16 protein-coding genes are annotated in these 21,464 nt (G+C 63.8%); 13 read left to right on the forward strand and 3 right to left on the reverse strand.

Features of this window, described 5'->3' with window-relative positions; genetic code table 11:
- Window positions 1–1,141 (reverse strand): cytochrome P450 family protein (locus NP3_RS30350; RefSeq protein WP_245721180.1); only part of this gene is annotated, 1,141 nt, incomplete at its 3' end.
- A gap of 828 nt (window positions 1,142–1,969) precedes the next feature.
- On the opposite strand from NP3_RS30350, the gene NP3_RS30355 reads away from it, so the two are divergent.
- Together NP3_RS30355 and NP3_RS30360 are read left to right on the forward strand one after the other, a co-directional pair.
- Complete coding sequence (locus NP3_RS30355) at window positions 1,970–3,214, forward strand: cytochrome P450 family protein (protein ID WP_063045036.1); 1,245 nt, start codon at window positions 1,970–1,972, stop codon at window positions 3,212–3,214.
- A gap of 293 nt (window positions 3,215–3,507) precedes the next feature.
- Window positions 3,508–5,313, forward strand: a complete 1,806-nt coding sequence (locus NP3_RS30360; protein ID WP_084509177.1) for an acyl-CoA dehydrogenase family protein — start codon at window positions 3,508–3,510, stop codon at window positions 5,311–5,313.
- Window positions 5,314–5,597: 284 nt separating this feature from the next.
- Here NP3_RS30360 and NP3_RS30365 read toward each other — a convergent pair whose 3' ends face one another.
- Together NP3_RS30365 and NP3_RS48320 are read right to left on the reverse strand one after the other, a co-directional pair.
- Window positions 5,598–7,148: a flavin-containing monooxygenase gene (locus NP3_RS30365; RefSeq protein ID WP_063824950.1), complete on the reverse strand. Its 1,551-nt coding sequence runs from the start codon at window positions 7,146–7,148 to the stop codon at window positions 5,598–5,600.
- A 926-nt stretch (window positions 7,149–8,074) separates the two neighbouring features.
- Window positions 8,075–8,239: a hypothetical protein gene (locus NP3_RS48320; protein ID WP_157124645.1), complete on the reverse strand. Its 165-nt coding sequence runs from the start codon at window positions 8,237–8,239 to the stop codon at window positions 8,075–8,077.
- A gap of 125 nt (window positions 8,240–8,364) precedes the next feature.
- Between NP3_RS48320 and NP3_RS30370 the strand changes: the two genes are divergently transcribed.
- The 11 genes from NP3_RS30370 to NP3_RS30420 all read left to right on the forward strand — a co-directional run bounded on the left by NP3_RS30370 (window position 8,365) and on the right by NP3_RS30420 (window position 21,364).
- Entirely contained in the window at window positions 8,365–9,765 is a 1,401-nt protein-coding gene (locus tag NP3_RS30370) for a hypothetical protein (RefSeq protein ID WP_157124646.1), read from the forward strand.
- Between the two features lie 345 nt (window positions 9,766–10,110).
- On the forward strand, window positions 10,111–10,596 hold the full coding sequence (locus tag NP3_RS30375; protein ID WP_157124647.1) for a hypothetical protein: 486 nt from the start codon (window positions 10,111–10,113) through the stop codon (window positions 10,594–10,596).
- A 2-nt stretch (window positions 10,597–10,598) separates the two neighbouring features.
- On the forward strand, window positions 10,599–10,880 hold the full coding sequence (locus tag NP3_RS30380; RefSeq protein WP_063045040.1) for a hypothetical protein: 282 nt from the start codon (window positions 10,599–10,601) through the stop codon (window positions 10,878–10,880).
- Window positions 10,877–11,089 carry a hypothetical protein gene (locus tag NP3_RS30385; protein WP_063045041.1) on the forward strand — a complete coding sequence of 71 codons (213 nt, stop codon included), beginning with the start codon at window positions 10,877–10,879 and terminating at the stop codon, window positions 11,087–11,089. Before NP3_RS30380 ends, NP3_RS30385 begins: the two co-directional genes overlap by 4 nt.
- A 1,995-nt stretch (window positions 11,090–13,084) precedes the next feature.
- Window positions 13,085–15,073, forward strand: a complete 1,989-nt coding sequence (locus NP3_RS30395; RefSeq protein ID WP_063045055.1) for a cutinase family protein — start codon at window positions 13,085–13,087, stop codon at window positions 15,071–15,073.
- A gap of 247 nt (window positions 15,074–15,320) precedes the next feature.
- A complete protein-coding gene (locus NP3_RS30400) occupies window positions 15,321–15,701 on the forward strand; it encodes a hypothetical protein (protein WP_157124648.1) in 381 nt (126 codons plus the stop codon).
- Window positions 15,698–15,970 carry a hypothetical protein gene (locus NP3_RS30405; RefSeq protein WP_063045044.1) on the forward strand — a complete coding sequence of 91 codons (273 nt, stop codon included), beginning with the start codon at window positions 15,698–15,700 and terminating at the stop codon, window positions 15,968–15,970. Before NP3_RS30400 ends, NP3_RS30405 begins: the two co-directional genes overlap by 4 nt.
- Before the next feature lie 1,193 nt (window positions 15,971–17,163).
- Complete coding sequence (locus NP3_RS30410) at window positions 17,164–18,747, forward strand: ParB/RepB/Spo0J family partition protein (RefSeq protein ID WP_063045045.1); 1,584 nt, start codon at window positions 17,164–17,166, stop codon at window positions 18,745–18,747.
- A 3-nt stretch (window positions 18,748–18,750) separates the two neighbouring features.
- Entirely contained in the window at window positions 18,751–19,722 is a 972-nt protein-coding gene (locus tag NP3_RS30415; RefSeq protein WP_063045046.1) for a ParA family protein, read from the forward strand.
- Entirely contained in the window at window positions 19,719–20,225 is a 507-nt protein-coding gene (locus NP3_RS48325; RefSeq protein WP_157124650.1) for a hypothetical protein, read from the forward strand. The genes NP3_RS30415 and NP3_RS48325 overlap by 4 nt, the downstream gene beginning before the upstream one ends.
- A gap of 98 nt (window positions 20,226–20,323) precedes the next feature.
- The gene (locus NP3_RS30420; RefSeq protein WP_169814604.1) at window positions 20,324–21,364 is read left to right on the forward strand and encodes a DUF2637 domain-containing protein; all 1,041 of its coding nucleotides are present in this window, start codon (window positions 20,324–20,326) and stop codon (window positions 21,362–21,364) included.
- Window positions 21,365–21,464: the final 100 nt, after the last annotated feature.

A 21,464-nucleotide genomic window follows, 5' to 3' on the forward strand; every position in this document is an offset into this window, starting at 1 on the left:
CGGGCAGTACGTCGAGCAACTGATCGATCGCATCTTGTGCGACCTGGTAGGCCAGGGTTTGAGCAGGACAGGCATGCGGTCCGGCACTGAACGCCAGATGCGAGCGATTGCCAGTGCGGTCACCGCCAGCGATCTTCGGATCGTTGTTACACCCGGCAAGACTGATCACGACTGGCTGGTGCGCCGGCAACCAGGTCTCCTCGATCAGGATCGGCTGGCGCGGATAGGTAGTACAGAAGTTCGCCAATGGGGGGTCGCTGAACAAGACCTCGTCGAGGGCGTCGCGTGTCGACACGTTGCCGCCCACCAGACCGGATCCGAGTCCGTCGTCGGTGAGCATGCGTAGCAGCGTGTTGCTGATCAGGTTGGGCAGCGGCTCGTTGCCCGCAGCATAGAAACTCAGCAGTTGGCCCAGTACCTCGCTGTCCTTCAGAGCGGCCTCATGGTGAATAAGCCTGGTGACGATGTCGTCGCCAGGGTCGATTCGTTTGAGGCTGATCAGCTCCATCAGCGCTTCCTTCGCCTCGGCCATGCCGTGGCCCGCTTCCAATGTGCTGTCGAACCGTGCGGCCATCCCGATCGCCACACGTTGGCCGAGCTCGGCTGAGCAGCCCATAATCCGGTTGAGGACCTCGGAAACGAGCGGTTGCGCGTACTGGGCCACCAAGTCGGCGGACCGGGCCTTGACGAAGGCCCCGATCAGCGGGCCGGCAATGTTCTCGACAATGGCGTGCAGCTCATGCAAATCCACAGGGTCGAGGCTGGCAACAGCCGCTGTCCGATACCGAATGTGGTCCACGCCGCTGCTGAATCGCGGGGCTGGCTGGTAGGCCATCATCGCCCGTGCGGGGCAGTCTTCTGGCACAGTTTCCTGCCATGCCCGGGGGTCGGCTGGAAAGTGGATGGGATCGTGGAGGATCCGCAACGCGACGTGGTAGCCGATCACCAGAGTCGCTGGCACTCCCGGCAACAACTCGACCGGCACCAGCGACCCGTACTGCTCACGCATGTGGTGATACACGCGATGCGGATCCGCGAGGAATTCAGGTGTGTACAGCGGAACTCTGGGGCCGTCCATATCGGCTGGAGAGCCGTGATAAGCAGGGCGGCTCTCGGTGACAATGATGTGCGACTCCGGCATGGTCAAAGAAAGTGACTCCAGTCGTGTAACGCGCCCTCGGTGCGGGCACATGTCTGGTACTCGTTTACGCCAAACGAAAAACGCGACGCTCCGCGCTTTTCAGTATCAGGGCTATGGCCGTACGAAATCCGAGCGAGAACGCACCGGCCGACAAGTGCCACCTTGCCACATTCAGTGATGCCACCGAAATAGCGAATTACCTAGCATTTTACCTACCTACCGCATCGATCGGCGCCGACTCCACTCCTAGAGGAAATCGACCTACCCCCGACCGAACCGAGCGCTGCTGGTGGTCGCGCTGAGGGCCCAGCGTAGACGCGCTGGGAATTCCTTGACGCGCTCTTCAGTGGCAATGGATTAGGTAACTACCTACTCCATTACCTACCTAATGTTCACATCTGCTCGAGGCTTTTTCGCGAATGCCGTGGTAAACCCCGTAAGCCGTGGCGAACGCCGGGTTCGTGCTGCGGCCCTCGATATCGATAGCTATGATGAGACCGCTATACCGAGGCGAGAATCACTGTGATAGAACACTTTTGACGTACCGGACGGTCCGTTCCTTAGGGTTCGGCGTCGTGCCGATCACCGGCCGGATGAGGTAGGGAGGTCCCAATGATGTCACGATCGCTCCAGGCGCGCGGATCGGTGTTCATGGTCCTCAGAGTATTTCGCCAGCGACTATCCCCGGCCGGATCCAGTGGATTTCTGTTATCCGTGTGACCGGTTCTTGATCCACGATCTACGCAGTTGTCTCCGCCTGTGTGCGGAAGGCCTGCGCTGCGGCGGATCGTGCCACCATCGTCCATTACGTCTAATTCAAGGAGTTCTGTGAGTTCGCCGCAGTACACGCGCAGCGACGAATCGTTGGCCAGGGAAATAGATGCCGTCGGGGAACGCATCCCCATCTACACTCAGGCCTTCGCCAACAACCCGCACCATTTCTATCAGGAGATGCGCCGCCGATACGGGACGCTCGTGCCGGTCTATATGGCGCCAGGAGTGAAAGCGACCCTGGTCATCGACTACGGCGTGGCGGTGGATATTCTCAACGACCCCCACCACTTCCCTGCCGACCCGCGCCATTGGCAGAAAGAACTCACCAAGAATTACACCGGAAAACTGGACTTTCTCCCGATGGTGGAATGGCGCCCCAACTCGCTTCGCGCCGATGGAGATTCCCCCGAACACGTGCGCTATCGCACAGCGACCCAATACGCCCTCAGGGGGATCAACCATCATCAGCTGGCCGAAACGGTAGAGCGGATCGCTCATGATTTGATCAAGAACCTGCGTCCGGACAAGAAGAGCGGGACTGTCGACCTGGTTGAGCACTACATCGCACCGTTGGCGTTCATGGCGCTCAACTACCTGGTTGGATGCCCTGAAGAAATCGCCGTCAAAGTCGCCTCGGCTTCCGCCGACCTTTTCGAGTCCCAGGACACGGCCTCGACCAATGCGGAGCTGGACGCGGCGTTGCTGGCCCTGGTCAACCTCAAGCGCGCCGAGCCCGGTGACGACATCACCACCAGACTTCTCAGCCACGAAGCCAACCTCAACGACTACGAGATGATCCATCAACTCGTAACGTGCTACTCCGCGGGTAGCGAGATACCGCAGAATCTCATCGCCAGCACACTACTGCTGCAGCTGACCGACGACAAATACACCGGTCACAATGCGCAGACCACCGCCACCGCGTTGACACAGGTCCTGGCGACAGACCCACCGCTGGCGAATTACTGCATCACCTACCCCCGCACCCGGATCCTCCGAGGTGGCGCGTGGTTGCCCGCGCACGAGCCGGTCATCACCTCTATGGCCGCGTGCTCCTCGGCCCCGGACGTCTCCAACGGGGATTTCGCCAGCAACGGTTGGCATCTCGCCTGGGGCATAGGTCCGCACCGGTGCCCCGACCACGCTCAGATGGCCTCGATCCGGATCTGCACTGATGCAATCGACTGGCTTCTGGACGCCTTGCCCGATATGCGGTTGGCGGTCCCGCAGGAGGATCTGGAGTGGCGGCCGGGCCCATTCCACCGCGCGCTGGCGAAGTTGCCGGTGAAGCTCGGGTGACTCGGCCATGTCCCCCACCGACTGCTCCGCCCTCACCCATAACCGCGGGTGCGCCGCATATAGAACTTGCGGCGGCGCACCTGATCTCGACACACCCACAGCGAACCACCGCCATGACAGGCGGGGTCAAGGAGGACGCGGATGAGATGACGGCAGCAGATGTTTGATCACACCAATGCCTGGTCGGCGCGCACGTCGCCCAGGCTGTCAAACACTCCGCGCCGGGGTGGTTCGCGTCGCCTTTGATTCGTGAGACCGGGCGCGGGCACCAGCGTCACCAGGAGTGAGTGCACATGACCACGACAGCCCGTCCAACAGCCGACCCGGTCACCGGATCCTCCACCGAAGCGCCTGCGAGAATCACCACCAGCCCAGCAACGGTCGCAGCATTACAAGAAGTGGTCTACGGCCAATACTTGGCGCTGCACCGCCAGATACGCGACCTTGTTGTTGGACTCGGCGACGTGCCACGATCAGGGCTCACCTACACCCAGCAGACGCAGATCGCACCAGATCTCCTACGCGCGTTCATCTCCCTGTTCGGCGTGCCGGCTCGTGTGATCGCCGCCGACCCCCAGCTGCGGGGCGCACTATGTGACGCCGCGCAAGTCCATGCCTCTCGTCTGCTGCTCATACTGACCGGACATCTCGACCTGTCGATCGGCGCGATCCTTAAGCTGGGCAACGGGTCACGATACCAACAGAGACTGTTGGCAGAGCTGGACACCGGTGAGTCAATCGGCCTGATCGCCATCACCGAACTCGGCGGCACCAACGGCGCCAACCAACAGTTCATCGCGGAATGGGACGCCAGCGCAGACGGATACTGGCTGTACAGCCCGATAGACGAAGCGGAAAAGTTCATGCCGAACGCCGCTAACACGTCGACTCCGAAGATCGCGGTCGTCACCGCACGCTTGCTCGTCGATGGCGTCGATCAAGGCGTGCTTCCCTTCTTGCTGAGACTGCGCGACTCGACAGGCAAGCTGGCGGCAGGGGTACATGTTGCAGCGCTGTCAGACAAGAACGGAGCGCCCATGGATCACGGCCTGATCGCATTCGAGCGCACCTGGGTCCCGCGCGAGGCATTACTCGGAGGCGACTGGGCTCACATGACCGAGGACGGGCAATTCGAATGCGCAGTGCCCGTTCGCGATCGGTTCCACCGCGCGATCAGCGTCCTCGACGACGGTCGTGTGGACCTGGCGAACGCCGCCATCTGGTCGGCCGCCGCCGCCCTCGCGGGATTCGACAATTACGCCCGGCAGCGCGCGCCCAAAGGCTCCAAACGGCTGGCAGATCGCGACTCGGTACAACAGGACCAGGCATCCGGTGTCGCAGCGGTATACGCAACCCGCGCGCTCGGCCGACAACTCCGTGACATGCGCGCCAACCCCGCCGCAACCGATCACGACCACGGGACATTGGCGATGCTCGCCAAGCCTTTGCTCAGCTACACCGCCCGCCGCGTCCTGATGACTATGCGTGAACATGCTGCCGCACAAGGCGCGCTGCGAATCAACCACATCACCGACTGGCTTGACAACCTGGAAGCGATCATCACCGCCGAGGGCACAAACAGGGCACTATGGGCCACCGCAGGAAGATCTCCCAAGATCGCGGACATACAACTGCCCGGAACGCCCGCACAATTACCGTGGTGGGCCCGCATGCTCGTCGAACGAGAACACCGAATCGCCACTGCCCTTCGCAACGGCACCTACGACCCGGCCAGCTCCGCGTTGGGACCAGAATCGGCCGCCGTCGAATTGGCCACCGCGACCAGCCAACGTCTCGCCACGACATCTCTCCTCGGCATCGCGGATGTCACCACGGACCCGGACGCCCGGCGACTGGCCACCTCCGCCGCGGCAGCCTACGCGCTCGAAATCATCGATGACGGCGCCAAGTGGTTCATCAACCACCCAGACGTGCCGAAAGTCGCGGCAGCACTTCGGCACCACCGCAGCATCCTGGTCGAAAACCTGGCTCTGATGGTCGACGCCTTCGACATCACCGGCCTAAAAGGACCGATCTTCGCCGAGAACTACATCAAGGCCACCAAGGACTCTATCGCCCCAGGCCGCAACACCGCATAGCGCTCGATTGTCCGGGTAAGGCGCTCGACGAAGGGGCTGCGACGGTGCGAGCCTGATTAGATCCGCACCGGCCCGCTGTCGCCGCAGGCTCGCGAGTTGGTGCTCGCACGGTCTCCCAGGCCCAGGTGTCGGTGCGCCCCTTCCAGCTGGCGCGGCTACAGGTCAGCCTCCTGTTTCCCTTCGGGTGACTCAGACCTAGTGTCCACCTACGATGATCGGGCAATTGACCGCCCGACAGATTCGGAACCACATGGTCCATGTCTGCGCGCCGTGACATCGTCTGGTCAATTCGCCTTTGGTGATGGCGCAGTCCCGGCGCTGGGACGGTACTGCGAACTTTCGGGACCAGTCGGAGCGCTCTGGGTCGGTGTCACGGTGACGGGAAGGAATGCTTGAGCGGGGTCTCGGCGGGTCAGTTGCTCGTATAGGCGCGCGGTGGCGGGCCAGAGGGTGACCGGTCGCCCGGCTGGGTCCTTGTACCAGGTCGGTGCCGTGCCGTTGGGCCAGACGGTGCGTGCGAGGGCCTGTTGCCGCCAGTGCTGGTAGCGGGCCATTTCTTCGGCGCGGACGTCGATGGGTGTGCCGAGCCGGTCGCGCAGGCGGATGCAGGCGGCGATGTAGCGGGCTGAGGCTTGTTTCATGCGGACGTTGGACCCTGACGACAGGAATGTGCCGGGTCCGTGTACCAGGTACAGGCCGGGGAAGCCGGGGACGGCCACGCCGAGATATGCCTCGGCGCCAGCTGCCCATCGCTGGTGCAGTTGCTGCCCTTCACGGCCGCGGACGTCCAGGTCGGCAAGGAATTCCGAGGCTCGGAACCCGGTCGCGTAGATGACGGCGTCCGCGCGTCGGAGGCTGCCATCGCGGGTATAGATGCCGTCCGGGGTGAGGTGGTCGATGCCTGCGGTGACGAGTTCGACGGTGGGGCGGGTCAAGGCCGGGTAGTAGCCGGAGTCGACAAGGATGCGCTTTTCGCCGAGGCGGTAGCTCGGTGTCAGCCGGGTTCGCAGCGTGGGGTCGGTAATGTGTCGCCGAAGATATGCGCGCGCGATCCATTGCGCGGGCCGGGCGGACCAGCCTCGGGTCATGATCGGTGCAAGGCCGACGTCGGCGGCCAGATGGATCGCTGATCGGTACAGGGGGTGCAGGCCCGGCCACCGGGTCATCGCCCATCGTTGTACGCCGCTGAACTGAGCGCGGGGTTTGGGCAGAACCCAATTCGGGGTCCGCTGGTATACGGTGACCCGCTCTGCCTGGTCGGCGATCTCGGGGACCAGTTGGGCGGCGCTCGAGCCGGTGCCGATCACCGCAACGTGGCGGCCGGTGAGATCGTGGCTGTGGTCCCAGGCCGCGGTATGCATGGTGATCCCAGCGAACGAATCCCGGCCCGGGATGTCGGGGATGTGTGGGCGGTGGAGCATGCCGACGGCGCACACGACCGTCTCGGCAAGATAGCGCTGACCGGAATGGCAGCTCACCATCCATCGGCCGGTGTGGTCGTCGTATTCGGCGGAGGAGGCGGCGGCGTCCAGCCGCAGGTGTGGACGCAGGCCTTGGCGGTCGGCGACCTGGTGCAGGTAGCGCAGGATCTCCCGCTGACCCGGGAACCGGATAGCTGGAGAGCGGTAGGGCTGAAAATCGAAGGAGTATTCGTGCGAGGGGACATCGCAACCGCACCCGGGATAAATATTCTCCCGCCAGACTCCGCCTAGATCGCCCGACGCTTCGAGAATCACGAAATCCTCAACACCGTGAGTCCGTAGCTCGGCGCCCATACCGAGCCCGCCGAAACCGGCGCCGATGATCACAACCTTCACCGATTCGATGGTGCCCATTGCTCGAATCTCGTTTCGCTGACTAGCGGGGACGGAAATGAGCATTTAATGCCATGTCGCCATAGTCAATAACCAGCAAGTCCCCAGTTTAGGAGCTTTCTGATGAACAGAGTCCCCTTTTATAGCACTTACTGAATCGACCAGAGACAGCAGGTATCTCCGACTCGGGCGAGTAGCACCTCCGGGCGTCGCCAGTCATTCACTACAGACAGTGGACTCTTGAGCGACCCGGCCTACCCCGTCAGGCCCGGGCGGCGTCGACGTCGGATATAGCCAGTTCACAGCACACGTCTCTTCGGCCCACGGTCCGAAGGTCCCCTGTTTGGGGAGCTTCGTTCACCGAAGAAGAACAAATTGGGAATTCGCCGATGTGTTAGTTCCATTAATTGGGGACAGAAACCTATTGACAGTTCAAGATCGGACGAGCGAAGCTGAAACAACTCAGATACCAGCGCGTTCCATACGGACGGATAGACGGCGCCGAAGACGTCACCCGACGTCTGCAGGAGACAGCCGAATGTCGACCGGGGGGCATAAACAAGAAATGCGGCCATGCATGCCGCAGGTTGTTTCTCGACCTCAGTGTGACGTGTCGATCGCTGCAGTGTCGTGTATTGCCCGACCGAGGACGGGGGATTGATGTCGCGGGATTTTCCACTACCGATAGAACCATCGGCGCTGCAAGCGGCCCGGCGATCCCCGCCAATGGGCGACGGCATACTCGCCGTGCCTATTCGCGCCGGATTCGCCAGTGACCTCGTTCGTCAATCCGCGAACACCCCAGACGTGCTAGCGCTCGTCACGGCCCATGGCGCCGCTGACGGGCGCGCACGTCACACGAAGGGAGCGATCTCAACCGCGCCTGTGCGGGGCCGCGGCCTCCGCGCCCAGGCTCGAGCTTTGCCTGCCTTCCGCTACACGCCTGTTCATTCGATGGTGAGCAGCGATGACAGCCCCCGCGGCAGCACGCCCGCCGCATTTGTCCCGGCGCCGCGGACTGCATGGCCAGCAACGCTGAACGGCTGGGCGGCGGTAGCGGGCGCGGAGTACGGGTGGGCGCCATCGCGGCCACGGTGCTGGGGCAACACCATCGCGTGACCTGACCGCCCGGCCGGCCGAGGTCTCAACTGGCCGACGCCGCAGTGCCCAAAGTCTTCACGCACCGGAGCTGCCGCAGCACAGCGGGTGATCACCAAGCAACAGAAGGGATTTCAGCATGAGCAGATCATCGCAACCGCGCACGGTGAGTACCGTCGTGCGCCCGCTGCGCCGGTGCCGAACCGGCAGACCCGGCACCGCTGCAGTGCCTCTCGCCGCCACCATCGCGATCCTGGCGGTTGTCGGCCAGGGCACAGCGGCCGCCGCGCCCCAGCCCGGCGTCACAGAAAACGGCCCATCGCAGCAACAGCAGCAGGAGACACAACCGGGAGTCTCGACACCGCAACAACCAGGCACCACCACCCCACCGACTCCGACCCCGCCGCCACGACCACCCGAGCAGAGCCCGTTGGGCGCCCTCCTGCCCGATCCACCACAGCGCAGCCCCGAGGAGTATCGGCCCGCACCATCGCAGTCGGGCCGCAACAGGTCCGGTGGTGATCAGGTCACCCCGCAGAAACCGCTGGCCGAGGATCTCACCACCCTGCACGCGCCGGAGCCAGTGCCGGACCCACCGAAGGTGATCGTGCCGGTGGCACCGGACAAGCTCGGCGTGGGCGATGCCTGGATTCCACGCCCCGACTGGTTTCCTGCCGATGTCGCATGGCACTTCAACTACCGCGCCGCCGAGGAACAACGCAACGTCGATGTCTTCCTCAACAGCGTCGGGTTCAGTCCCGATCGCTCCACCCGCATGGGCATCGGCATCGTCGCCGGTACCGCCGCCGGCGGAGCAATCGGCGCCACGGTCCTCGGTGTCCCGGCCGCGACCGTGGGCGGTGTCGTCGGCGGGCTCATCGGAGGCACCGTCGGCGGCATCGCAGGCGCCGCGATGGGCACGCTGATTCCCGTCCCCATCCTGGGCACCGTGACCTCCGGCGTCGCCGGGACCGCTCTCGGCGCCACCGCCGGGGCGGCCATCGGCGCGGCCGCACTCGGAATCCCCGCCGCAACCATCGGCGCGATCGGCGGTGGCGTCATCGGCGGCGCTGCCGGAGCTCTGGCCACTGGCGGCGACGGATCGGACGTCACTGCGCCCCCTGACACTTCCCCCGCTGCGCCGGGCGACTCGACACCCACGCCGCCACCGCCGTCGCTACACGACCAGTTCCGCAAAGCCGCCGACGACGCCATAACCGCAGGCGAGCAGGCCGCCGACTGGATCCAGGCGCAGCCTGGCGGCCGTGATGCCTTCAGGGCCGTCGTCAACGCGGGTGAGGCCGCCGCAGCGCAGATCGATACCGCGACCAAGCCGTGGGGCGCACAGCTCGGAGCAGCAGCTTCCCAGCTCGCCCGGGACGTGATCGCCGCGGCCAAGGCCGAACCTGCGACGTCGGCGGTAGCTACCGCGGCCGCCGATGTACTCGCCGAACAGCAACCTTTCGAACCCGGCACGTTCGGCCCGGCGACGGACGCGGCCAACGGCGTACTGGCCGCCGCGCAAGACCTGGTCGACTAGGGACTCGCGGCGATGGGCAGCGGATCCCGCGCCACCCATCGCGAAACCGATCCCCGCGCAACGCATTTCGACGCATCACGCGCCGCGCATCATTTCGACGGAAGGGCAACAACCATGAACACCTTCAGGAGCGGCCCCTCCAGGGGGCCGCGCACGACGCTGAGATGCGCCAACCGGCTCACTCATGCCCAAGCTCGGCAGATACTCATCGACCACGTCCGAGACAAGGCCGGAAAACGGTGTCTGACATGTGGTTTCGTCGCCAGCGAAGAGAAGCCGAACTGCCCGCCCGTCGTACGGGCACTGCGATGGCTCGCCGAACACCCCAAAATCCGGGGCCGTCCGTTGGCCAGAACCCCATACGACGTGCTGTATCGGATAGCGCGCGAGCACCGGCCGATTCCGTCCGGCACCCGCTGCGCGCGCTGCGGTTTGGCATACGGCAGCGGTCTGCGCGAATGCCCGACCCTGCGCGACATCAAGCGCGAACTCGCCTGTCGCGGCGACATCGACACACCACCCCGCGAGACCGGGCGCGCCTTGTGCGCGGGCAGCAGCAGATGGCAGGTCGACACCCACAGCGACCGCCGCGACTGGAACCGCGCCGTCGGTCTGTGCCGAAAATGCCCTCTACTCATCACATGCCGCCGCGCCGCCGAACGCGCCATCGCCGACCGAGCAGCGCCGAAATCCCTGATCATGGGCGGGCTGCTGTTCGATTCGCGTGGCAATATCGTCCCCGAAGACGATTTCGCTGATTTCGATCGCCGCCGCAACGGACTGGCGAAACGGCAGCGCGTACGCCGGTCGAAGCACCACGAGGCGGCCTGATCATGACCGCTGACCCTATTCTCGAGGGCGTTGACCGCGACGGCCGCCGTTGGGCTCTGCTCGCGGTCAACGGCACGATCCGGGCCCGGCTGCTGCACGGAATATGCACACCTGCGGTCATGGACGCCGTCGACCTCGTCGATGTCTACGGGCCACTCATCCTCTCGCCACCCCGGCCGAGCAGATCACCCTTGCCCCAGCGTCCACGTCGTGCCGAGTTCGATGACCTCGACGCGGCGATGGCGTCCTCCGCAGGCACCGTGCGGGCGAGGACAGCGCCATGAGCCAGTCCCTCTACGGCGCCGAGGTGCTACGCGATGTCGTCGACCGCGTCGCCACCGACCCCGAAACTGCGTCGCTGCAAGAGATTCGCGATGTCGCGCTGGCGGCGCGCTCCCTTCTCGACCGGAGGATTCTCATGGAGCGAGTCCGTCGCATCCCCTACGGCCACATGTGCGAGTTGGTGCACGACTGCGCCTGGGCACAACACTAAGCGCGGAGCGCGACGTGAACTCTGTTGATCAGCAAGGGTTTTCACTTCGACGGGACCGGTGCCACCCTGCTGCAGGTGCTACGCGACGGAAGGAGGTGACTGCTTGACCTTTATCGCCTAAGTCCATATCGAATCAGCAACGACATGTGAGCAGCGCGGAACCCCTTGCGGGAAAGAGGTTCTGTGCTGAGGGAAGAAGCCCCTCGATAGCTCGTCAGGGATCCGATGACAGTCGGATCCCTGGTTGTTGCGCTCTCAGAAAGGTGTTGCCGGTGCAGGGCAGCTCCAAGGGTATCGCATGCTCTTTTTCAGGGTTCGGTGATGGCGATGAACACGCCGCGAACTGGCACGATTTCTCGGAGGCCGTCGCTAATGTCGATCGGCTTGAGCGTCTCAACGCAACGCAGCGAGGACGATCGTGGTCTCTGCCGGTCCCTGAAGGTGCCGGGGCCCGCATTCCGATGGTGACCAGCCGTGTCCACTGGCTCGACCAGGTGCGTGCCACCCTGGCCACGGACCGAGGACGCGTTGTCCGCAAGGCCCAGGACGTTAGCTGGAAGTTCGTCGTGGCCGTTGCGGTCGCCATGGCGCTGTTCTCGACCAGCAGTACCGGCCGCGATGTGACTGCTTCGAACGAGGCCCTAGCGCGCCGAGCTGGGGTGAGTGCCCGCGCTGTCCGGCGGGCCCGGAAGGTACTCGCCGAGCTCGGCCTGGCGGTCGAGGTCGTGCGCGGCCGAAACCGATTGACGCGGTTCGAGCGGATGCTGGCCGAGGCGCATCACGGTGGCGTGCAGCGACGCGCTGCGTCGGTATGGTTCCTTTCCAGCCCGCGCGAGGTTGCACAGCTGCCACGGCGCGCGTCAGCATCACCGATACCACGATCACGCCCCGCGAAGGCCGCTCTGGCATATCCCCAGCTCAGCAGCACTGGCCACCTACCCCCTTCAGGGGGTTTTAGTAGTTCATCTTGCGTTAGCAAGATCTCACCAAAGAGCACGAAATCGTGCTCGGCGCAGAAAGCGGCCCACCGAACCAAAACGGACAACCCACGGCCACTGCATCTGCTGAAGGCTGCCGCCGTGCTCGTGGGGCGTTCGGGCATCGACCGCGGACGGTGGATTCGTCTAGAGGACGGCCGGCACTTGCACAACCCTTGGTTACGCCCAGGCTGCGGGCATCTCGGGGCAGTCGCCGACGCCATCGTGGCTGCCGGCATCGACACTGCGCGGTGGCTTGGCCACGAAATCGAAGACCGCTTGAACAGGGACAACAAGGACCGCGGCTGGAGCACACCCGATCGGATTCGCCAACCGATCGCCTATTTGCGGACCCGGCTCGCTGCTCTGGACTGGTCCGGGCCATCGCCATCCGAACTGGCTGCGGCCGCCCGAGCTCGGACCCGGGCGGATGTCGAACGGCGCCGAGCTGAGTACCTGCGCAGACCGGTCGGTGCCGTGCCCCATGATGCTCCGAGTCGTCGTGCAGCCCGAGAGGCGGCCAAGAGCCGAGGAGTCCACAAACATCCTCTCCGTACATCAGCTGTGGCGAAGTTCGCTCCCGTCCGGGCGGCTCCACGAACGCACGCCGCAACCTGTCTCCCTGCCGGAGCGAGTGAAGTGCTGAACCGAAAAGCACTCCGTAGGAATGTAATGCGGCCAGGCGCACGCCCCTTCAACCACCATGAATCGGCGTATGTCGCGCGGTCACAGGGAGTCCAAGGCCCGAACGACCGTTCCGCGGCCAGCCGACGGCTGGCGAGGATGGAGGGACCTGCCATCACCGCTGGTCACGGCATCAATTCGACTGCACGAGAAACAGCGCAGCGCCACGGATCGCCACCCGACTAGCGACACCACATCCTGGGGTCAGCCTTGTCGCAGGGGTTGTTTGAGATTGCACCTGCAGATTTCCAACACTGGGCCATCCTCCTCGAACCGAGTGGACAACCGCCCGATTCGAGGTCACCAGCTGTTCTGGCTCGGCAGAGAGGTCCAGATGTCTGTCATCCGTTCGATCGTGCGCAACGCCGGCGCCACAATGATGGCCGCTTCCGTCACCGTCGGTGCCTCCGCGGTGGCAGCACCCGGGCTCGTCCACGCAGCTCCAACTGGCTGTGCAGAGACGTTCAACCTGTTCATCCCCGGCACCTGGGAGACGAACGAGGGAGCTGATTCGTCGCAGCCGATCGGCATGCTGCGCCCCGTCGCTGAGGCCATCCAGCGTGAGCACGGCAAACAAGCCGACATCTACTTCGTGCCTTACATGGCACGCGCCTTCGACAACGGCCACACCTACGCGGACAGCAAAGACACCGGAAAAGACAACGCCCGCAACGCCCTTCGCGACTACGCCACCCGATGCCCGAAGGCGAAGTACACCATCACCGGCTACAGCCAGGGCGCCGATGCCGCCGGCGACCTCGCCTCCGACATCGGCAACGACCGCGGCCCGGTCTCCGCGGAGAAGGTCCTCGCCGTCGGCCTGCTCGCCGACCCTGGTTCGGGCACCAAAGGCGAAGCCACCGTCGGCCCCCGCACCGCAGGCACAGGCATCGCCGACCCACGGCCGCAAGGCATGGGCAAACTGTCCGGCAGAGTCGCGAGCATCTGCGACCCCAAGGACCTGTACTGCTCCATACAGAAGGGCGACAACCCGGTGCTCAGCCAGCTCGGCTCCCTGCTGAGCAAGACCCCCGGAGGATCACACGGCGAACAGGCCGGTCCAGACTCGGAGTTGGCGTCCGGGCTGACCAGCGACTTCTCCAAGGCTGACCTGGCCGGGCTGGCGACCTCGGTGGGTGACGTGGTGTCGAGCCTCACCAGCGGCGGCACAGTCAACCTGGCCCAGGTCGCCCACGCTGCCCACCAGCTGGTAAACACCCTCGGCCCGCTCGCCGACCTCATCAGCTCCGGCGCAGCCAACAACGCGGCCACCACCCAATTGTCGACAGCACCAGCTGGAACCCCCGAGAACAGCGCCGGGCAGGTCCTCACCAAAGCCAGCCAGGCAGATCTGCCCGGGGCGATCTCGGCCGTGACGACGATCGCCGACGCCGCCACCAAACTGCTGGGTAGCGGCACCACCACGCTGCCCACCAACTCCCCCGACATCTCCGCACTGACCACCGCAGCGGGTGCGCTAAACGGGCAGATCGGCACACTGGCATCGACGTCGGCCGACATCCTCGGATCCGCCACCGGCGTCCTCTCGGTGCTCAAACCCAGCACAATGATCAATCAGGGCCTCAATGTCGTCACCAACATCACCACGATCGACTTCCCCCGGATCCTGCGGGACCTGACAGAGCTTCCCGCCAAAGTCGCCACGACCGACGCCCACGGCGCCCACGAAATCGCAGGCGACCTGAACAACGCCTTCCAACCGCTGGTGAAACTCGCCGCCGGTGTCGACCTGCAATGGATCTCATCGATCCTGTCGATCATCCCCGACCCCTCGGGATTCACCTCGATCGCGGCCTTGGTGACCTCGATCCTGAGCAACGTCGACGTCATCCGCTTGGCCAACATCGTCGGCCAGATCCAGGAAGTCGCATGGACAGCGATCGAGAAGCTGATCCCGCCACCTGGCCAAGCCCCCGATCTGGCCAGCGCCGCAGCAGCGCTCACGGGACTGCTCCCGGTCGGTCTCGACCTGGCCTCGGTAGCAGTGAACATGCTCACCGGCACCGCACAGAAGACCTCGCCGCAATTGCTGGGCAAGCAGACCAACACCGCAGCATCGACGATCTCGAAGCAGGCTGAGAACCTCGATCTCAACGGTCTGACCGGGTCACTGACGCAGATGGCGACATCTCAAGGGGCCGACGACCTGGCAGCCCTTGTCAATGAGGGACTCAGCGCCGCAAACTTTTTCGCCTCCGGAGCACACACGAACTACGGCTCACTGGTCGTAGACAACTCCGGCCGCAACGCGGTCCAGTGGCTCGGCGACTGGCTGAACCTCCAGATCGGACGTGCCGCGTGAAACCCCGCCGCGCCTACAACCCGACAGCCCGATGGACCTGGTGCACCCGATGCGAAGGCCACGGGTACCACAGCCGCGCCGACGTGAAGGCCGTCCGCAAACGCCGACCCGGCGAATCCCTATCGGTCTTCGTCTGCCCACACAACCCGGACCTGTACCACCTCGGCGCACGGCCTCAAGCCTTCGCCGAGGGCGCCATCACACGAGATACGCTGCGTGCCAGCGCAACCCGCATAGGAAGCCGCCGATGACCGTCGTAGCACCCCCACACCCTGCCACCCGTCCCACCGCATACCTCGGCGCAGGCGGCGTGGGAGTTCTGGTCACCTGGTACCTCACGCTCGACCTACCCGCTGCGATATTCCTGTCAACGATCGGCGCCGTCTTCGGACTCAGCACTCTCGGCTACCTCACAGCACGAATGGAGCCACCGCCACAGACCCTGCACTGGGCACTTGCGCCGATCGCTGGACAGTCCTGGGGCCTGCTGTTCGCCGAGCAACTGCTCGCCCAGGACCGCGGCCACCTCATCACCTTCCTCGGGGCCACAGCCGCCATCCTCTATGCCTTTGGAGCAGCCAGCATCCTCGCCTCCCAGTTCGCGGACTCTCCGGAGGGACCACGATGAACCGCCTCGCTCTTACCGCCGCGCTGATCGGCCTCGCCATCGCAACCGGAATCTACGAAAAGCCCACTCCTGCCGACTCGGCGCCGACCACTCCCCTATCAGTTCAGGTCGTCCCTGTCAGCGACATCACCGCCCTGATCGAATCCCTGTACGTTGACCGCGGACGTGACAAATCCGATTCGGAATTCGGCAACTGGCTGCCGGCGAATGCCGCATCCGACGCGCCTACGTTCGTCGCTCCCCCACCCTCACGCAGCACTATCAACTGACAGTCAACCGCCACAAAGCCAAATCATCTGTGCGCCATTGCAATCGGGATTCCCCTGCCGGAAACTTCCATGATTGGACCATGAATGACCACACAGAGAAACGTCACTTGACGAAATAGTGGTTGCGCGGATGCATATGCTCGCCGACTCCGATCGCTTCTTGATCCCGTCGAGGCCATCCCCGGGCATCAACGACGAAGGCACCCGGCTGCCCCGTGGCCGAAGATTCAGTGCAGCCGGGGTTGACTGTGGTGGCGTGGCCCGGTCGACGAGATCCTCTTGAGTCCAGCTAAGCCGCTCGTCGTCGGCGCGGTTACATGAACGGTGGGGTCACTCCGCCAGGATCTGCTGAGCGACCAAAGGAGAACTCCCACACCGCAGGTGAATCTGCTTACCTGCACACAGGAACGACCGGAAGTTGGTTCATGCCGGAATGGTCGTTCGAAGGAGGCCCCTCATCCGAGGGTGGTCTCAGGCCCTGATGACTTCTGGAAGCGGGTCGACAAGGGCGAGCTGCCAAAGGGAACATGTATCGCTACACCGCCACCGATACGAGTCGGACGTAGAGGGTTGCTCGCCCCCTTCTTCGCACTGCTAGAACGGGTTGCGCGAGGAGACTGATTGTCAGCCAGTCCGCCATACCACACTCTAACGGATGCTGATCGGCTCGACGGCAGACGTCTGCCACCGCCAGGCACCAGGCATAGCCGGAGCGTCGGGAAGTATTCCAATGGAATATTTGGCGGCCAAGGTGCGGCGCAGAAGCCTCCGTATTCCATTGGAATACTGGCAATACTGGTGTACCACCGCGCCGTCGTCTCGTCTTCGCTGCGCAGCGGTCCGCGCTCGGTTATGCTATCGGCGCCCCCGGAGTAGATCTCTCCGAATCTCCCTCAAGTCAGCCGATCCGGCTGCGGGCTCAACACCGCGCGGTCGTCGGCGTCCCTGAGAATCCACAGAGGTGGAACCGGCCCATGCCCCGGCCCCTAAGCCGAATGTCAGCTCGAACGCTGTGACTGATATTCCATTGGAATATGATAACTATAGTATGATTACTTTGCCCGCCACGTGGCTGGGCGTCCACGAATCAGGAGGTGCTCATGGGTCGAGGTGGTAGGGGTGGCAGGGGCGGCAGCAGTGCGGTCGCCACGGCAACGGAGACTCAAACTGCACGTACCGCAGTGGGGGGAGAGATGGCGACCGCTGCAGGCCTGAAGAAGCTCGAAGAAGCTCGCGCCGAGGCAAAGGCTCTGACCCCTGCGGAGGTTGCAAGGCTGCCGAGGATGGCGCTCGACCGAATCGGTCCGCACCCGCTAAACCCTGAGCACCGGCATCTCGATAAGGAAGAACTTCTCGACCTCATCAGCAGCATCGAAGATCTCGGCGTTTACGAGCCGATTCTCCTCGCTAGTCGCGCAGCGATCCTGTCGCATGAGCCCGACATGGCGGAGCTCATTCCTCCCGAGCACGAGTTTGTGCCCATTGACGGAACGCGTCGGTGGAGTGCTTCTGTGCACGCCGACGGCGTGAAGGACATCCCCTACGTGCTGCGCGACGACCTCGCAGCTCCCGCCCTTGCTGCGAAGATCTTCCTCACGTCGAGCATCACCAAGCTGCGCCTCACTCCGCTGGAAGAAGCCCAGGGCTACAAGCGCCTGCAGAAGTACACCAAGGTGAATCAGACCGCGATCGGCGCCGTCGTTGGTGTCAGCCAGTCGCGAGTCAGCAAGGCGCTGCAGCTCCTCAAACTTCCACCAGTCGTCCAGAAAGCCATCGACGCCGAGTACATCAGTCCCCACGCAGCGCGACAGCTTCTGGAGCTGCCAGAGGCTGAGCGGGAGGCGGTGTACCTCAAAGCGGTCAGCTCGCTCAAGGATCGCGATGGCGAGGAAGGTGGCCCCGAGCGCACGGCTGAAGCAGTCCGGAAGGCGGTGAACCACACTAAGGCGCAAGCGGAGAAGGCGGCCGCTGCCGCCAGCGTGCGCGCCAAATTGACTAAGGGCGGCGTTCCAGAAATCGACCCCGAGGAGCTGTTCGGCGCAGACGATTGGCGCCATGTCCTCCGGGACAACGAGGTTGATCAGATTCGCGAAGCTGGTGAGTTGGCTGGCGCGGTCGTCCATGACTCCGGCCGAGTTACCTATTATTCGACGCCGCCAGCTCCCCGGCACCGTGTCAGCGAGAAGCAGGGCGAAGACCTCGGTACAGCGCCAGGGTTTGAAGAATATTCCAATGGAATAGACGCTGAGAACGGCACGTCTGGTGATGAGGCAGAACCGCTTTATTCCAATGGAATATCCGAGCCCGCACCCGCCTCCGACGGGCAGTCCAGCGTTCCGTCGGCGGACCTAGCGGAAGCCGAAGCCGTCGAGAAGGCTCTCCTCGCCGCAAAAGCTGCCCATGACGAGCGTGTGGCGGCGATGCGTCGCATCGTCGCCACACCCGATAGCTCCACCCTTGTCGACACACTGGCCGATGCCATCCTCGCCGCCCCTCTGATCGACTTCGACGACGCCGCCGAGTTCGTCACTGCAGCAGGGTTCGACGTGTCCGCGGCGTCCATTGAACTGTTGCTGCTTGCTGGCGTTCGGCCTGACATCCAACGAGCCGCCCTCGCGTCAGCGCTTGGTGCATTGGAAGCAGAAGCGGCTCGTGCTCACTACGCAACCAACGGGCCCTGGCCGATCCCCATCCAGCGCCACGTCCGTCGACTCGAGGCCTTGGGCCTCTACACCCTCACCGACTATGACCGCGCACGACTCATCGAAACGGAGTAGCTCATGACCACCAAGAAGCCCATACGGTTGGTGATGATTGGTGCCGGCGGGTCAACAGGAAAGACCACGGAAGCGGTCAATCTCGCTTGTGCGCTCGCAAAACGCAAAAAGAAGAAAGTGCGGTACATCGACGGTGACGCGCAGGGCGACGGAAGCCAGTACTTCCACTACCAGGACCCGCCGTACGTCTTGGGAGAAGCCCTGGGTGGGGTAGAGGTCGTTCCTGACCCCGCAGCAAAGACAAAGTCAGGCCTTCGGCCGCCCACGCTCCGTGAGCTTGAGGTGCCGATCTACCGCGAGACAGCAGAGGATGCCAAGCGCCTCGGTGGGATCGCACCACGGGAACCGGACCAGGCTGAGTGGTTGCAGCGGCTAACACTGGTGCCCTCTGGAATCGGATCAACTGGAGCGACGCTGGGCTCTGCGGTGACGGTGATGGAGCGCGATCAACTCGGCTCGGAGAAAGCGCTGAAAGCTCTCAACAGCATCGACAGCGGGCGGGCCGACGACGAGATTCCCGACATCGAGATCTTCGATTTGCAGGGCACTGTCGGACCGATGACGTATCTCGCGTTGCGTTGGGCCGCGGCGGGCGAGAACGACGAAAGCCGCGGCCGCTCCGGCGCAATCGCCGTCGTTACCCCAGATGATAAGAGCACAGGTCGGCACCTGAAGGAAGCTCGGGATATTGTCTTCGAAGTCGCCGAGTTTCTGCCGATAGAGCTGATAGCGATCATTCCCGTTCGGGTCAAGCGAAAGCAGTCCGGCCGCTTCTACGTCGATATGCTCGAACGTCTTCAGAACCATGACGAGTATGGGCCCCTGGTGACAAGCACCGTGCGCGAAGCGGTCTATGCAGGTGAAAGTTTCGCCGCGCGAGAACCACTGCTCATGTGGGTGCCAGAGGAGGAGATCACCCAAGATCAGGACCGCGTCGTCGACTGGCTCATCGACCACAAAGTAATCGTTCCTTGACCAGTGCCGAGCAACCGGGTGCCAGCGGTGATAGCTCGGCGCGCAGTGGCCAGCTACAGAACGACATATCACGCGACCTCTACCGAGAAGCTGTTGGCGTCGTCACCGGCATGCAAGACGACGTCGATCCGAAGTACAGCATGCGGAAGTTCCTCGAGGATGCGATCTCGAGGTACTGCACTGAACTTGAGCGCGAGTACAACCAAGGCCAGCGTTGGTCCCAAGCAACGACACTGAAGCGAGGCGGATTCAACCCAACTGCCCGCACGGCAGGGGAGGTGGAACAACTGCAGTCATGGATCGCGCCGTCTATCCGGGGACGCTGCTACGGAGCTGTCAACGGCATGAAACTCCGGACACCGACATACACGCTGCGTGACTTCCTCGAATCCGCGATCGATCGACACAGCAGTGCTTTAAAGCGTGAACACGCAACCGCTCGATGGATCCCGCTCGACAGGCTGCGTCGAGGACGGCGGGGCTCAAATATTCCAATGGAATAGACCGGCCAGACTTTCAGCTTGTCAAACCTACTGTACAACAATCATATTCATCGCCCGCTGGCGAAAGCCAGCCACGGAGAAGGCATTTGGTGGTTTGCATGAATGTCACGACTCTTGATCCGCAGTCGCTTCAACCCACACCGGCCCAACCAGAGAGCAAGTGTGTCGCTGACGCCGTGACGGGAGAGCAGGACCGTGCGGCGGCCGCGCTCGCCAAGGCACGCACCTTCTGGTGGAGTGTGCTGGCCGTGTCAGCGGCGGTCAGCGTCCTCGGCAATGCCTTGCACGCATGGCTGCGGGTCGCCAGCGGCAATCCCGCGCTAACGCAGCCGAAGCCGGGCCTGACGATCACGTTACTGCCGCCGGCTGTGGCCGCGGCGCTGGCTGCACTGATCCCAATCTCCCTGATGGTTCACACACACGGACTAGCGCTGTTGGTCCAGGCACCGTCTAAGTACGGCTGGGTGTCCCGCGCGGTGGTTCTCGTGGTGATTGTGTTGCTGGGCGCCGGTGGCTTCTACCTTTCCTTCGAAGCCCTCTATGAGCTCGCGATGCAAGCAGGCTTCGGCGCAAACCAGGCCAAGGTCTTCCCATTCCTTGTTGATGGATCCATCGGCGGCGCCACCTTCGTCCTGCTCTCGTTGCCGCCTCGCCAGGCCAAGGCAAGTCAGGCCGCGCCGAAGATTGCCGAAGTGGCAGCGCAGCTGCCCGACGAGAGCCACCAGTTGCGCCCCGCCCATGACTTGAGGATGGTCTCAGCCGTCCCGACCGCTGTTGTGGCCGCTCATAGGACTACAGCGGTTGAGGCGATGCCGGTCGCCAAGTCTCACCACTGCGTTCATCCTGCGGGGAGACAAAGGCAGTCGCGGGTGCCCACAGTGCGTTCCGCAGGCACCCGGGCCCACCGGAGCAGGCTGTCGGGGAACTCTCGGAGCCGTGACTGGTCGGTGGTGGCGGAGCGGCTCTGCTCTGGCTCCAGCACACGTGACCCCGAGCAGGTCGCAAAGATCCTCTATCTCAGCTTCGACCGTGGCATGGAACCCTGGCACGTAGCCGCCGAAGTCGGCTGGAAGGAACGTGCCGTCAGCCGCATCGTCGATGACGCGCGGCCGCACTGCCTGGTGTCCATGGCCAGCTGAAGAGCCTTGCCCGGAAGACTGGTCAGCCTGTTTCTTGTAGCGGCCGTATCTCGGACAGGGACGTGTCGTTACGCCTGGTCAAGCCCCCACGAACATCGTC

The sequence above is a fragment of the Nocardia pseudovaccinii NBRC 100343 genome (genome assembly GCF_001613225.1).
In the GTDB taxonomy this organism is placed as follows: domain Bacteria; phylum Actinomycetota; class Actinomycetes; order Mycobacteriales; family Mycobacteriaceae; genus Nocardia; species Nocardia pseudovaccinii.